The following is a 13395-nucleotide window of genomic DNA, read 5'->3' as shown; positions in this document are numbered from 1 at the left end:
GGCTCCCCTTCTGCCTCGTTAAGACCCGCCTTGGACGGGCTTTAAGGGGCCACCGGCCGTTCGGTGAGTTCCACCTTGATGTCCAGGCTCTCGTCGCCCCGCTTGACTTTGAATCCCACCGTATCGCCCGGGTTGCGGTTCCTGAGCTCGGCCAGCAGCTTCTCCGGCGCGGCAAGGTCCACGCCTTCCATCGACTCCAGCACATCGCCTGGCCGGATCCCTGCAGTGCCGGCCGGGCCGTCGTCGTCAACGGACAAAACCACGACGCCGGTGCTCGCGTCGATGCCCAGCTGCTCGGCGATCTGCCGGGTCAGTTCGCCCGGGGTGAGCCCCACGTAGGCGTGCTCCGCCGAGCCATCCGCCAGCAACTCCTCGGCCACCTCGACGGCGGTGGCCGCCGGAATGGCGAAGCCCAGCGCCACAGCACCGGACGACGGAGGAATGTAGGCCTCGCTGATGCCCACCACCTCGCCGCGCATGTTAATCAGGGCACCGCCGGAATTGCCGGGGCTGATGGGCGCATCAGTCTGGATCAGGTCCACCAACGACAGGCTGTTCTGTGCGGAGCCGGGGATGGAGCGGTGAAGGCCGGAGATGATCCCTGCGGTGGCCGTGTTTTCGAAGCCAAGCGGCGAACCCAGCACCACGGCCCCTTCGCCCACCTTGGGCAGCGAGGTCTGGTATGTGGGCTTCGGCAGGCCGGTCCGGTCCGCCTGGACGAGCGCAAGGTCAGTCACGGGGTCGGTTGCCTTGACGGTGCCGGAAACGCGCTGGCCATCCGCGAAGGCCACCTCCACCTCGGTTTGGCCGCGGATGACGTGCTCATTGGTGAGGATCAGCCCGTCCTCGGAGTAGACCACCCCGCTGCCCAGGCCGCCGTCGGTGAAGATCGTGACGACGGAGGGGGACAGGTTTTCCACAATCTCGGTAATGCCGCCCGCTACGTCGGGAGCTGCCGGGGCCTCGGCGTTGGGGGTGCTGGTACCGCCAGGGGTTGTGGCGGCAGAAGTGGCCCCCGCTGTCGATTCGCTGGGTCCCGGCGGAACGGGTGAGCCTGTGCATGCGGCAACTGCCAGGATGACGGCCGTCAGGATGCACCAGGGCGCTGTCCGGAAACCGGCTGAAGGGCGTGTTGGACTGGCTGACGGCTTCATGGGCAACCTCCCCGCGGACGCTGGCTCTTACCTCCTAAGGTAGCCGTACACAGGACTGGCAGGCCAGTAGTGTCAGCCCCGTTCAGTGCGCCCGGGAGGGAGCGTGAGAACCCCCTCCGCCAGCGCCTGTCGGCGGCGTGGACCACGGCGTCACCGGCCGTTCCTGGAGGACGCCGTCCACCGTGATGTCCACCCTCTCGTTATAGAAACTCACCAGCCCGTGGATCTGGCCGGCGTCGCGGAAGGTCCGGTTGTACGCCCACGCGAGGTTCTTCCCGTTCTCGGCCGGCGGGTAGGACCAGTAGCTGGCGGTCCCTTTGTACGGGCACACGGTCCGTTTGGTGCTGGCTTCCATCAGGTCCAGCCGAACGTCGGCCGGAGGAAGGTAATAGCGCACCGGGAGCATCGTCTCGTACAGGAGCTGGGCGCCGTTGGTGGCGGCCAGCGTAACGCCGTCGGCTTTGACCTCCACCGTGAGTGAGGACGCCCGGATATCCACCCGGTGGAAGGGGTCGCGGGGATGGCCGATGATCTCCTCATCGTCTTCCAGCCAGTCGAAGGCCTTGAAGTCCAGCACCACATAGCCGGCGAGATCCGGATCAGCTGGCCGGAAAGCCGCCCGGGGGAGCCTCGCGGCGGAGGTGACGACGTCGAGCTCCTCGCCTGGTGCGGTATGCCTGCCGAAACCGGTGCGCGGATCCAGCGAGGGCGGCGCGTCCAGCATGATCTTCACGCCGAATTCGGGAACGTCGCCGGCCTGATGCTCGGGCGACGCAAGCTCGGCGCGAAGGTCCGCGGCGGGGACTGCGAAGACGGGGGTGATGCGTTGGGGTTCCCAGACCAGGAGCGCGTGGAAAGTGTCGACGACGGCGTTCCCGCCTGTCAGGGCCCGCACCCGTTTGGCGGTGGGCTGGTAGCGGAGCTTACCGAACGTGCCGAAGAGTACTTCGGACAGTTTGATGGCCATAACTCATGCTAGGGCTGCGCGTGGAGCCCGTCGAACGCGATGGTGATGACGTCGTCGGCCAGCTTTTCGGGGGAGAGCGAGCCGCCCGGTTTGTACCATTCGACGATCGAGTTGATGGTGCCAAACAGCAGCCGGGTCACCGTGCGGGGGTCGATGTCCTGGCGCAGCGAGCCCTCATCGCGGGCGGCGGAGATGAGCGCGGCCACCTTGTGGTCGAAGGCGCGCCGCCGCTCCAGGGCGTCCCGTTCGATCTCCGTGTTGCCCCGGAGGCGCAGTAGCAGCGTGACAAACGGCAACCGTTCCACCAGTACGGCCACCGTCTGGCGGAGCACGAATTCAAGCCGCGCGTCGGCGGCGCCGGACTTCGCCTCGGGCCGCTCCAGGATGGCCTCCAGCCCGCCCAAGGCGTGGTCCAGGGCGAGCTTGAGGAGATCGCCTTTGGACGGCACGTGGTGGTAGATCGCTGATTTGGAGATGCCCAGGTTCTCGGCAAGGATGCCCATGGACGTGGCGTCATAGCCGTGCCGGTTGAAAACGTCGACGGCGATGAGCAGGACCGACTGCTGGTCGTAGCCGGGCCGGCCGCGTTTGGCGGGGGCTTCGGGGCTGGATACTTCGCTGGTGCTGGGCATAGTGGCTAGTTTCTCATGAACGGTCGGTCAGTCTCGTGAGGTGGGGGCGGCGCGGCCAGGAGCTGCGCCGCCCATCTGGCCCTAGCCCTTCGGCCGCAGGTCGTAGATCCGGCGCAGCTTGCCGTTGGAACGCTCCAGCGATCCGGGCTCCACCACGTCCACGGCGCACGAAGAACCCACGTGGATCTTGATCTGCTCCTTCAAGGCGCGTGCCGCCGTCGCACTTTGTTCGAGTGTCACGGCGTCACGGCGCTCGATCCGGACCGTCAGCTGGTCCATCCGCTGGCCCTCTGGCCGGGTGAGTTCGAGCTGGAAGTGCGGGCTGAGTTCCGGGATCCGCAGCGCGATTTCCTCAATCTGGGACGGAAACAGGTTCACGCCGCGGAGGATGATCATGTCGTCGCTGCGGCCAGTGATGCGGCCCATCCTGCGGTGCGCGGGGCGGGCGGTGCCGGGCAGAAGCCGTGTGAGGTCCTTAGTGCGGTACCGGATGATCGGCAGTGCTTCCTTGGTCAGCGAGGTGAACACGAGTTCGCCATGTTCACCGTCGCCCAGCACGTTTTCCTTGCCCACCGCGGGGTTGAAGGCGTCGATGATTTCGGGGCGGAAGTGGTCCTCCCAGATGTGGCTGCCGTCCTGCGTCTCCACGGCCTCGCCGGCGACGCCCGGGCCCATCACTTCGGACAACCCGTAGATGTCGCAGGCCTTGATGTTCATGGTGACTTCGAGCTCGTGCCGCATCTCTTCCGTCCACGGCTCTGCGCCGAGGACTGCGTACTTGAGCGACGTGGAGGCGGGGTCGATGCCCATGTGTGCCATGGCGTCGGCGATGGTCAGCAGGTACGTGGGCGTGGCCAGGATGGCATCGGGCTGGAAATCCTGGATGAGCTGGATCTGGCGTTCGGTCTGGCCGCCGGACATGGGGATCACCGTGCAGCCGAGCGCTTCGGCGCCGGCGTGGGCGCCCAGGCCGCCGGTGAACAGGCCATAGCCGTACGCGTTGTGGACCTTCATGCCGGGGCGGACGCCGGAGGCGCGCAGCGAGCGGGCCACGAGTTTGGCCCAGTCGGCCAGGTCCTGCTTGGTGTAGCCGACGACGGTGGGCCGGCCGGTGGTGCCGGAGCTGGCGTGCACGCGGGCCACTTCAGTCTGCGGCACCGCGAACATGCCGAAGGGGTACTCGGCGCGCAGGTCTTCCTTGGTGGTGAAGGGGAAGTTGCCGAGGTCGGCCAGCTCGCGCAGGTCAGTGGGGTGGATGCCCCCGTCGTCGAACTTGCGCTTGTACAGCGGTACGCGGTCGTAGGCGTAGGCCACGGTGTGCTTCAGGCGGCTGAGCTGGAGCGCCTCGAGTTCGTCGCGGGAGATGGTTTCCTCGCGGTCCAGGACGGCGTCGGTGGTTGTGGTTGCCTGTGGCATGGGGGTTTCCGGAGCGTGGAGGGTCATGGGTTTCCTACTTCTTGGGGATGGTGCGGCTGCGTCCGCGGAACTCGGCGATGAGTTCACCAAACTGCTGGGGATCGGGCTGCGTGGCGGCGTCGGCTGCGAAGATCTGGATGTCGTAGAGCCCGCTGCGGCCCGCGCTGGAGCGGCGGTCGGCGACGGCGGTGATCACTTGGCCGCGGTAGGCCGGCTTGAGGAAGTTGATGTCGACGCCGGCAGCAACGGTGATGCTGTCCACGTCGCCGGGGCCGGGGTTCACCGGGTTGCAGGCGAGGGCGAAGGCGGTGTCGGCGAAGGCGAAGATCATTCCGCCGTGGGCCATGCCGAACCCGTTGAGCATTTCCTGCCGGAGCGTCATGCGGATGGTGGCGTGGCCGTCGCTGAGGGCGAGGACCTTGATGCCCATCCATTCGGAGGCGTAGTCGTTTTCCAGGATGGGGTGGGTTGCCCCGGAGAGTGTTGCTTCAGCCATGCGTCATTGCCTCCAGCTTTATTTACCGAATGTTCATTAGGTAATCCCATGGAGGGGGTCGGTGTCAAGAGCGGGGCGGTTGCGGTCGTCCCAACTGGGTAGCAGCAGATGTCGTTTTGGGGCGTCAAAACGACATCTGCTGCTACCTAGTTGGGCGGGCACGGAGCAATCGGTGCCGGACGGGGTGTCCGGTGCGGCGCCGGGAGGTGACAGGATGGGAAGACCTGCACCAGCCAAAGCAAAGGGCGGACCATGGCCAAAGGCATCTACGTCAGCGCAACCACTCCGGGGTCGGGCAAGTCGCTCGTGGCCCTGGGCTTGGCGGACACGCTGCACCGGCACGCGGACAGGATCGGCTTCTTCAAACCCGTGGTCCATGGCCCGGACGCGGCAGACGATCCTATGGTGGCCTTGATGAAGTCCCGCTTCCAGCTCGATGATGACCGGTGCCGCGCCGGCCTCACCGGCGCCGAAGTCCGGGCCCTCCTGGCCGAAGGGAAGCGAGCCGACATCGATGCGCGCTGCGTGGAAATCTTCGCCGAAATGTCCCGTCACTGCGATGTGGTGATAGTGGAAGGCACCGACCTCACCGGCCAGGATGCCGCCGTCGAATTTGACCTCAATGCGCGTCTGGCCAACAACCTGGCTGCCCCCGTGGTGGCTGTGGTGGGCGCGAAGGGCCTGAGCGTCGCCGAGGCGGCGGCCGCCGTCGAGGTGGCCCGCAAGGAATTGTCTGCGGAAAGGTGCGTGCTGCTGGCCATCATGGTGAACCGTGCGGACCCGGACCTGGTGGACTCGATCGCAGCCGAGGTGAAGCTGGGGGCATCCGGCCGTCCGGTGTACGTCCTTCCGGAGCTCGAGGAAATCGCCCGGCCCACCACGGGCGAGGTGGCCACGGCCCTCGGTGTCCGGCAGATCGCCGGCCGCGCCGACATGGAGCGCGACGTGAAGGACATCAAGGTGGCGGCCATGAACGTGGGCAACTTCCTGAATGTGCTTGACGAAGGCGCGCTGGTGATTGTGCCGGGCGACCGGGCGGATGTGATGGTGGCATGCCTCGCCTCGTCCTTCTCTCCCGAGTTCCCGGTGCCCTCCGCGCTCATTCTCACGGGCGGGCTCGCGCCGGACGCCAACATCTATCCGCTGCTGGCGCAGGCTCCGTTCCCCGTCTTCGCCTCGGTGGAGGACACCTACACCACGGCCCGGCGGGTCTCCGAGGTCCGCAGCGAAATCTGGTCCGGGCACAGCCGCAAGGTCGCTTCCGCCCTGGGACTCTGGTCCCGCCGCGTAGATGAGGCCGAACTGGTGGAGCGCCTCCACCTGCCCCGGGCGGAGCGGATGACCCCGCTGCGCTTCCTGCACGACCTCATCGAACGCGCCCGGTCACAGCGCCGGCATGTGGTGCTGCCGGAGGGAACCGACGTGCGGATCCTCCGTGCCGCCGAGATCCTGCACCGCCGCGACGTTTGCGACCTCACAGTGCTCGGCCCCGAACCGGAGGTCCGCGAACTGGCCGCCGCCCGCGGCATCGACCTGTCCGGCATCAACATCGTTGACCCGGCCACCTCGGACCTGCGCCAGAAGTTCGCCGAAAAGTACGCGGAACTGCGCGCGCACAAAGGCGTGGACCTGGCGAAGGCGCTGGAAATCATGCAGGACGTCAGCTACTTTGGCACCATGATGGTCCAGCTCGGAGTGGTGGACGGCATGGTGTCCGGTGCAGCCCACACCACGGCCCACACCATCCGGCCTGCCCTGGAGTTCGTGAAGACGCGCGAGGGCGTCAAGATTGTGTCCTCCGTGTTCCTGATGCTCATGCCGGACCGGGTACTGGTGTACGGCGATTGTGCGGTAAACCCTGACCCTAACGTGGAGCAGTTGGCGGACATCGCCCTCGCTTCGGCTGAAACAGCCGCGCAATTCGGGGTGGAGCCGCGGGTGGCGATGCTGTCCTACTCCACCGGCGGATCCGGGTCCGGGGAGGCCGTAGACGAAGTCCGGCAGGCCACAGAACTGGTGCGGGAGCGCCGCCCGGACCTCGCCGTCGAAGGCCCCATCCAGTACGACGCAGCCGTGGACGCCTCGATTGCGGAGTCCAAGATGCCCGGTTCCTCGGTGGCCGGGCAGGCCACCGTGTTCATTTTCCCGGACCTCAACACCGGCAACAACACATATAAGGCTGTGCAGCAAAGCTCCGGAGCGGTGGCTGTGGGGCCAGTCCTGCAGGGGCTGCGGAAGCCGGTTAACGACCTCTCCCGCGGCTGCACGGTGGAGGACATCGTCAACACCGTCGCCATCACGGCCATCCAGGCGCAGGCTCCGGTTCCGGCGACGGTTTAGGCGCCCGCTTCCTGGGTTAACGCACGACGGCGGCACTCACGTGAGTGCCGCCGTCGAGCGTTATTGGCTAACTGTTTTCGGGCTTGGCGAAGCTTTCCGGGTCCTCCTGCTTGGCGGGCTCGTCGGACAGCCCTAAGGGCGTGAGGTCCAGGTCCTCCAGATCCTTGGGGGGCTCGGGTGCTTCCCCCACCTCTTCCGCCTTGACCTTCCCGGTGTCGTCCAGCGCCGGATTCGCGCCTTCGACGCCGGTGGGATCCTTCGTGCCTGCACCCGTAGTGCTGGTGGCATCAGGCTCGTCGTTGTCGGGCTGAGTGGTGCCGTTCGTCATGGAAGTCCCTCTCTGCGTGGTGCTGCCTGTCCGCCGACTCTAGGCGCCTGCCGCCACGAACGCAACGGCAGGCGCGGGGTGAGTCGGGCTGTGGACTCAGCCCTGACGGGCCTTCATGCGCGGGTTCTTTTTGTTGATCACAAAGGTGCGGCCCCGCCGCCGGACGACCTGGGCGCCGGGGATCTTCTTCAGCGCACGGAGTGAGTTTCTGACCTTCATGGTGGTGCTCCTTCTGATTGGGTTGGGGTGGTTAGTCGGGGATCGGAAGTCAGTTCGAGTGCGGTGCCAGGTTCGCTGACGGATCAAGCTGGAACGGGTCGGGCAACCCTGCGAAACCGGCGTCCATTTCGGCGTCCGTGAGTTCGCAGCCCGAGAGCAGCCCGGCGATTTCGGCCGCATTGATTCCGTCGCCGGTCGCTGCGATTACGCTGCAGCGGTCACCGTGCTCCGGGTGCCAGTCCAAGTGGGCGTCCACATAGTTCATGGGATCGGGCTTTGCCCCTGCATTCTGGTCTGCCAGCCACGGGCCGGTGTTCTCCAGCCAGACGCGGGGGCCGATGCCTTGGATGGCGATCCTGCAGCGGGGCGCGGCGGCGATCCACAAGCGGCCGCGCAGCCAGCAGCAGCCTTCCGCCAAGGATGTCAGGGCGTCCCGGAACCGTTCCGGGTGCAGCGGCCGCTCGGCCCGGTGCGTGACGGTGGTGAAGGGCGACGCCGAGACGGCGGCCGGGATCCGCACGGAACCTGGAAGTGTCCTGCACAGTGCCTCCTGGTAGTCGTGGCGGCCGGGGCGGATCTCGCCGGGGTCCGCAACCACGTCCGCATGCGGTGCCAGCTCCTGGATCAGCTGGACGCCGCGGCGGCGAACAGCAGGGTCCACCGGAACAAGGGCGGGTTCGGCCAGCAGGACGGTGTCGTTGAAGCTCAGCTCGCCCACCAGGAACTCACCGGGCGTCCGGTGGTCCTCGGGGACCGGGGTGAATCCGGACTCGAACAGTGTGTGGCGGTCCCAAAGATGGTCCTCCAGCGTGTCCGGCGCGCAGGCCAGGACAGCGGAATCGATGGTGACGCTTTCGGGCAGCCCGCGCCGCAGCGCTCCGATGGCCGCTTCGGATGACACAGCCGGTGGGAGCCCGATGATCACGCACTCTTCGCCGCGCTCCAGCAGCCTTTCCACCGTGGGAACCACGTCCAGCCGGACAGTGCAGCTCAGGCAGCCGTGCTCCAAATGCGTCTCGTCGCGTTCCAGAAGCCCTGCCGGGCTGAACACCCGGCGGATGACCAGGCCGTTTTCGAGGAGGTCGTGGAGGACCACCACGGCCCGGGGATTTGCGGCCGCGGCGGCTTCGCAGGCCTGCTGGCGGCAAAGGGCGTCGAGGGAGCTGATCACAGTGAGATGCATGCGATCAGTCTAATGAGAATCATTCTCAAATACAAACCGCGCGAGCAGCTCTGTACCTGGTCAAAAACTCGAAGGAGGGGGTGTTCGGGAAGCTAAGGTAGTTGAACCGTCAGGTGCAACCGCCACAGCAAGGCTCAGGAGGCCCCTATGCTCGTGCTCGTCATCAATTCCGGCTCGTCCTCGCTCAAGTACCAGGTCCGCGATGTCGCGGCCGGCAGCGTTCTGGCGGAGGGGCTGATTGAAAAGATCGGCATGGGCAACGGCGGCGACGGAGACGGCGAGATCGAGGGCCCGCGCGACCACGCCGAGGCGCTGGAGCAGGTGGACGCCGCCATCCACCAGGAACTCGGCGACCTCGAGCTTGCGGCGGTCGGACACCGCGTGGTGCATGGCGGGGAGCGCTTCGCCGAGCCTGTGCTCATCGACAACGAGATCACCCGCGCCATTGAGCGGCTCAACCCGCTGGCGCCGTTGCACAATCCGGCCAACGTCCTGGGCATCCGCGCCATCACCAAGAAGTGGCCGGACCTGCCGCAGGTTGCCGTGTTCGACACCGCCTTCCACCGGACCCTGCCCGAGCACGCCTGGCGCTACGCCGTTCCGGACGAGCTCTACACCAACCATGGCATCCGCCGCTACGGCTTTCACGGTACCTCGCACGAATACGTGACGCACCAGGCTGCCGCGCTCCTTGGCCTCCCCTTGGAAGAGTTCGACGGCGTCATCGCCCACCTGGGGAACGGCGCCTCCGTCACTGCGATCCGGGGCGGCAAGTCCGTGGATACATCCATGGGCTTCACCCCGCTGGAGGGCCTGGTGATGGGCACCCGCTCGGGAGACCTCGACCCCTCCATCCTGGTGTTCCTCGGCAGGGCAGGCTGGAACCCAGAAGATATCGACACCATGCTCAACCGCGAATCGGGCCTGAAGGGCCTCGCTGGCAACAACGACATGCGCTCGGTGGTGGAAGCTTCCGAAGCCGGCGACGCCAGGGCTGAGACGGCGCTCGCGGTCACGTCCTACCGGCTGGCAAAGTACATCGGCGGGTACCACGTGGCCGTCGGCGGCGCTAAGGCGCTCGTGTTCACGGCAGGCATCGGCGAGAACTCACACCAATTCCGGGCCCTGGTGGCGGAGAAGCTGGGTGCGCTGGGCGTAGAGCTCGACGCCGGCCTGAACAGCCAGCGGTCCAAGGAACCACGGGTGATTTCCACGGCGGAGTCCGCGATTCCGGTGCTGGTGGTTCCCACTGACGAGGAGCGCGCCATCGCGGAGGCGACTGCCGCCGTCGTACGCCCTGCCGGCTGAGCGCAGCATGCCGGACATCACCCTGCCACTCCGTACCGAGAGGCTGGTCCTGCGCCGCTTCGACGGCTCCGACCTGGACGCCTTCCATGCCTACCATTCCCTGCCGGAGACGGCCAGGTTCCTCCCGGGGCCGGCCAAAACGTACACCCAGTCCATGGAACGCGTGGGCAGGTACGCCAACTTCGTCTTTGAAAAGGAAGGGGACTGGGTGTGCCTGGCCATCGAGGCCAAGGGCCAGCCCGGCCTGATGGGTGAAGTGGTGCTCAAATGGCTGCCAGGCCGAGGACAGGCAGAGGTGGGCTGGACGCTTGCGCCGGCAGCGCGGGGCAAGGGCTATGGCACCGAAGCGGCCGCGGCCGTGATGGAGCTGGGGTTCGAGGAACTGGGATTCCACCGGATCGAGGCGCGCCTGGATGAACTCAACACCGCGTCGGCCAGCCTGTGCGAACGGCTTGGCATGCGGCTTGAAGCCCGATTCGTGGAAAAGTGGCATTACAAAGGCCAGTGGGCCACCGAAGTGGTCTACGCCGTCCTGGCCATCGAGTGGCGCGCCACCCGGTCCCGGTGAGTCCTCCCGGGCCGGGCACTTTGTGTTCACTGCCTGTTTCAGGGCCGGATGCATCCTTCCCCTACTCTCTCGGCAGTAAGGCGGCGCGATCCTGAGGCCGCCACCCTGACGAGAGGTAGCGATGACTTCAAGCATTAACCAGCCCAAACTCAGCCGTCGGGCGGCCCTGGCGGCTGCCGGAACACTGGGGGCACTGGGAATCACCATATCCGCTGCTGCGGCAAGCGTGGCGGCACCTGGCACGAAGGCGCCGAAGCCCACCCTTGCCTTCCGCCCGGAAGGCAAGTTCAAGGTTGTTCAGTTCAACGACACCCAAGACGATGAACAGACGGACCGTCGCACCATCGAACTCATGGACCGGACCCTGGACGCGGAAAAGCCGGACTTTGTGGTGATCAACGGCGATGTCATCAACGGTGGCTGCGACACCGAACTGGACGTCAAACAGGCACTCAACCACGTGGTCAGGCCCATGGAGAGCCGGCAGATTCCGTGGGCAGTCACCTTCGGCAACCATGACGAAGATTCCGCCCAGCAGACAGGAATGACTGAAGCCAAGATGCTTCAGTTCCTCCAGAGCTACCAGTACAACGTCAATGCCGACTCCACTCCGGGCCTGACCGGTACGTCCAACTCGCAGCTCCTGATTCAATCCTCCCGCTCAAATGCTCCGGCTTTCGGACTGTGGCTCATCGACACCGGCCGGTACGCCCCGGACGCCATCAACGGCCAGGACTTTGAGGGCTACCCGGACTGGGACTGGGTGCGCATGGACCAGGTCAACTGGTACCGGAACCAGTCCATCGCCACAGAGCAGAAATACGGTGCGAAAATTCCATCCCTCATGTGGGGCCACATCGCCCTGCACGAGCACCGCAACATGTGGTTTGCCAGCTTGGACTCCCGGACGGAGGCGGACCACGCCCGGGCCGTGGCGAAGCACAACATTGTCGGCGAGCGGAACGAGGATGAGTGCCCCGGACCCATCAACTCTGGCTTGTTCAACGCCTTCCTTGAACGCGGGGACGTGCTCGGCTACTTTGTGGGGCACGACCACGTCAACACATACGTCGGCAACTACTACGGGGTTCAGCTCGGCTACGCACCGGGAACGGGATTCGGCGCCTACGGACTGCCGGGCGCGGAGCGGAACCGCCTCCGCGGTGCGCGCGTCTTCGAACTGGACGAAAACCACCCCGGAATCTACAAGGACACTCGACTTGTCTTCGCGAGCGATTTTGGCATCGACCTGACGGCCAACGACCAACCGATTGTCCCGCTCCCGCTCGATCCGGCGCAAAGCTAACGCCGACGCGTCGCTAGTGGTTGGGCTTGTCGGGCTCCGGGCTGGGCAAGCCGGGTTCGACAAGCTCAACTGCAGATCTGTGCTTAGGCCCGGCCCTTGAGGATCAGGTTCCAGTAGACGCGAGGGAAAACATCGCGGTCCACCACCCAGGAGGCACGGCTTTCCTTCCACGTAGGCACCCTGGGGACGGAGGGCATCGGCCGGTAGTCGGCGTCGAACTCGGCGAACACCACCGTGGAGCGGGACACCGTGAACGGGCAGACCGCGTAGCCGTTGTATTTTTCCGTCAGCGGCGCTCCTCTGCGTGCCGCCACCAGATTCTTCGCAAGGACCCTGGTCTGTTTGCGCAGCGCGCCGCCGCACTTGGAATTGGTGGTGCCCGCAGCGTCGCCGAGCGACCAGACGTTGGGGTAGCGCACATGCCGGAGGGTTTCCGGATCCACCTGCACGAAGCCGCCCTCATCGCCCGGGGCTGGCAAGTCTGTGGCCTTGAGCCAGTCCGGCGCCGACTGCGGCGGGACCGCGTTCAGCACGTCATAGCGGAGTTCCTCCGTGGTGCCGGCGGCGTTGTCCCTGATCAGCGCCACCTGTCCCGCCGGATCAACCGAGGCCAACTCGCTGTTCAGGCGCAGCTCGATGCCATATTCGGCGATCTTTCGGTTCAGTTCCTCATCTACTCCTTCAACGCCAAACACGGTGGGGTACGGCTGGACCATGACTACGCGGATGTCACCGAGGACTCCGTGTTCTTTCCAGTAGTCGCATGCCAGGTACATGGGTTTCTGGGCTGCGCCCGCGCATTTGGCCGGTCCAGACGGCATGGTGAACACAGCAGTCCCTGACTTGAGGCTGCTGAGCAGTGTCCAGGCTTTGGGAGCCAGTTCGAACTCGTAGTGCTAGGCGCCGTGCGGGGAGTGGACCGCGGCCGCGAGTCCGGGCACCCTGTCCCAGTCCAGCTGCAGGCCGGGGCACACCACCAGGTGGCCGTAGGTGACCTCGTCGCCCGAAGCCAACGCCACGGTGGTGTCCGCCGCGTTGATGCCTGTGGCCCCGTCCCGAATCCATTCGACGCCCGGCGGGATGACTGAAGACTGCGCCCGGATCGCCTCACTCGCCTTCGCCCGTCCGCCCGCGATGTGGGAGAACAAAGGTTGGTAAAGGTGGTGGTCTTTGGGTTCGACGACGGCGATGTCAGTGACGCCGTAACGGTGCAGTCGTGCCGCCAGGGAAATGCCGGCGTTGCCGCCGCCAATGATGAGGACGTCGTGGTGCCTGGTGTTCACAGGACGATTCCTTTCCTGGAAAGGCGGGCGCCACCACGTGGCCACCCGCCGTTGCAGCCGGTTAGGCTTCGACCCTACCGGGACGATTCCAGGGCCGGAACCCTTCGGGCCCTGGCCCTTGACGCGCTCCGGCCGCCGGGCCACACTGGCGCTGTGCCTAGCTGCCGGCCAAGCCGGGCTGGCAACAGGTGTGTC

At 66.1% G+C, this 13395-nt stretch carries 12 protein-coding genes and 1 pseudogene; 4 read left to right on the top strand and 9 right to left on the bottom strand.

Annotation, left to right across the window (positions count from 1 at the left end):
- Positions 1-41: 41 nt before the first annotated feature.
- From ACFC25_RS02240 to ACFC25_RS02220, 5 genes are all read right to left on the bottom strand, one after another.
- Positions 42-1154 carry a S1C family serine protease gene (locus ACFC25_RS02240; RefSeq protein ID WP_376043764.1) on the bottom strand — a complete coding sequence of 371 codons (1113 nt, stop codon included), beginning with the start codon at positions 1152-1154 and terminating at the stop codon, positions 42-44.
- 82 nt (positions 1155-1236) lie between these two features.
- Positions 1237-2121: a DUF427 domain-containing protein gene (locus ACFC25_RS02235; RefSeq protein ID WP_376043761.1), complete on the bottom strand. Its 885-nt coding sequence runs from the start codon at positions 2119-2121 to the stop codon at positions 1237-1239.
- An 8-nt stretch (positions 2122-2129) separates the two neighbouring features.
- On the bottom strand, positions 2130-2753 hold the full coding sequence (locus tag ACFC25_RS02230; protein ID WP_337346106.1) for a TetR/AcrR family transcriptional regulator: 624 nt from the start codon (positions 2751-2753) through the stop codon (positions 2130-2132).
- 81 nt (positions 2754-2834) lie between these two features.
- A complete protein-coding gene (gene paaK / locus ACFC25_RS02225) occupies positions 2835-4196 on the bottom strand; it encodes a phenylacetate--CoA ligase PaaK (protein ID WP_376043759.1) in 1362 nt (453 codons plus the stop codon).
- Between the two features lie 7 nt (positions 4197-4203).
- Positions 4204-4665, bottom strand: coding sequence for a hotdog fold thioesterase (locus ACFC25_RS02220; protein ID WP_376043757.1), 462 nt, complete (start codon positions 4663-4665; stop codon positions 4204-4206).
- 252 nt (positions 4666-4917) lie between these two features.
- Between ACFC25_RS02220 and pta the strand changes: the two genes are divergently transcribed.
- Positions 4918-7005 carry a phosphate acetyltransferase gene (gene pta, locus ACFC25_RS02215; RefSeq protein WP_337346109.1) on the top strand — a complete coding sequence of 696 codons (2088 nt, stop codon included), beginning with the start codon at positions 4918-4920 and terminating at the stop codon, positions 7003-7005.
- A 67-nt stretch (positions 7006-7072) separates the two neighbouring features.
- On the opposite strand, the gene ACFC25_RS02210 is transcribed toward pta, so the two are convergent.
- The 3 genes from ACFC25_RS02210 to ACFC25_RS02200 form a co-directional block, all read right to left on the bottom strand.
- The gene (locus ACFC25_RS02210; protein ID WP_376043755.1) at positions 7073-7333 is read right to left on the bottom strand and encodes a hypothetical protein; all 261 of its coding nucleotides are present in this window, start codon (positions 7331-7333) and stop codon (positions 7073-7075) included.
- 96 nt (positions 7334-7429) lie between these two features.
- Entirely contained in the window at positions 7430-7552 is a 123-nt protein-coding gene (gene ykgO, locus ACFC25_RS02205; protein ID WP_133409460.1) for a type B 50S ribosomal protein L36, read from the bottom strand.
- 49 nt (positions 7553-7601) lie between these two features.
- Positions 7602-8735: a GTP-binding protein gene (locus ACFC25_RS02200; protein ID WP_337351642.1), complete on the bottom strand. Its 1134-nt coding sequence runs from the start codon at positions 8733-8735 to the stop codon at positions 7602-7604.
- Positions 8736-8882: 147 nt separating this feature from the next.
- Here ACFC25_RS02200 and ACFC25_RS02195 point away from each other — a divergent pair, with 147 nt between their 5' ends.
- From ACFC25_RS02195 to ACFC25_RS02185, 3 genes are all read left to right on the top strand, one after another.
- A complete protein-coding gene (locus ACFC25_RS02195; RefSeq protein ID WP_337346112.1) occupies positions 8883-10043 on the top strand; it encodes an acetate kinase in 1161 nt (386 codons plus the stop codon).
- A 7-nt stretch (positions 10044-10050) separates the two neighbouring features.
- The gene (locus ACFC25_RS02190) at positions 10051-10611 is read left to right on the top strand and encodes a GNAT family N-acetyltransferase (RefSeq protein WP_376043750.1); all 561 of its coding nucleotides are present in this window, start codon (positions 10051-10053) and stop codon (positions 10609-10611) included.
- A gap of 121 nt (positions 10612-10732) precedes the next feature.
- Positions 10733-11917: a metallophosphoesterase family protein gene (locus ACFC25_RS02185; protein ID WP_337346114.1), complete on the top strand. Its 1185-nt coding sequence runs from the start codon at positions 10733-10735 to the stop codon at positions 11915-11917.
- 83 nt (positions 11918-12000) lie between these two features.
- On the opposite strand, the pseudogene ACFC25_RS02180 reads toward ACFC25_RS02185, so the two are convergent.
- Positions 12001-13200, bottom strand: a pseudogene (locus ACFC25_RS02180) (NAD(P)/FAD-dependent oxidoreductase).
- Between the last annotated feature and the right edge of the window lie 195 nt (positions 13201-13395).

This window comes from Pseudarthrobacter sp. NPDC055928 (assembly GCF_042270935.1).
In the GTDB taxonomy this organism is placed as follows: Bacteria; Actinomycetota; Actinomycetes; order Actinomycetales; family Micrococcaceae; genus Arthrobacter.
This window is presented reverse-complemented; position numbering and strand designations above follow the sequence as displayed.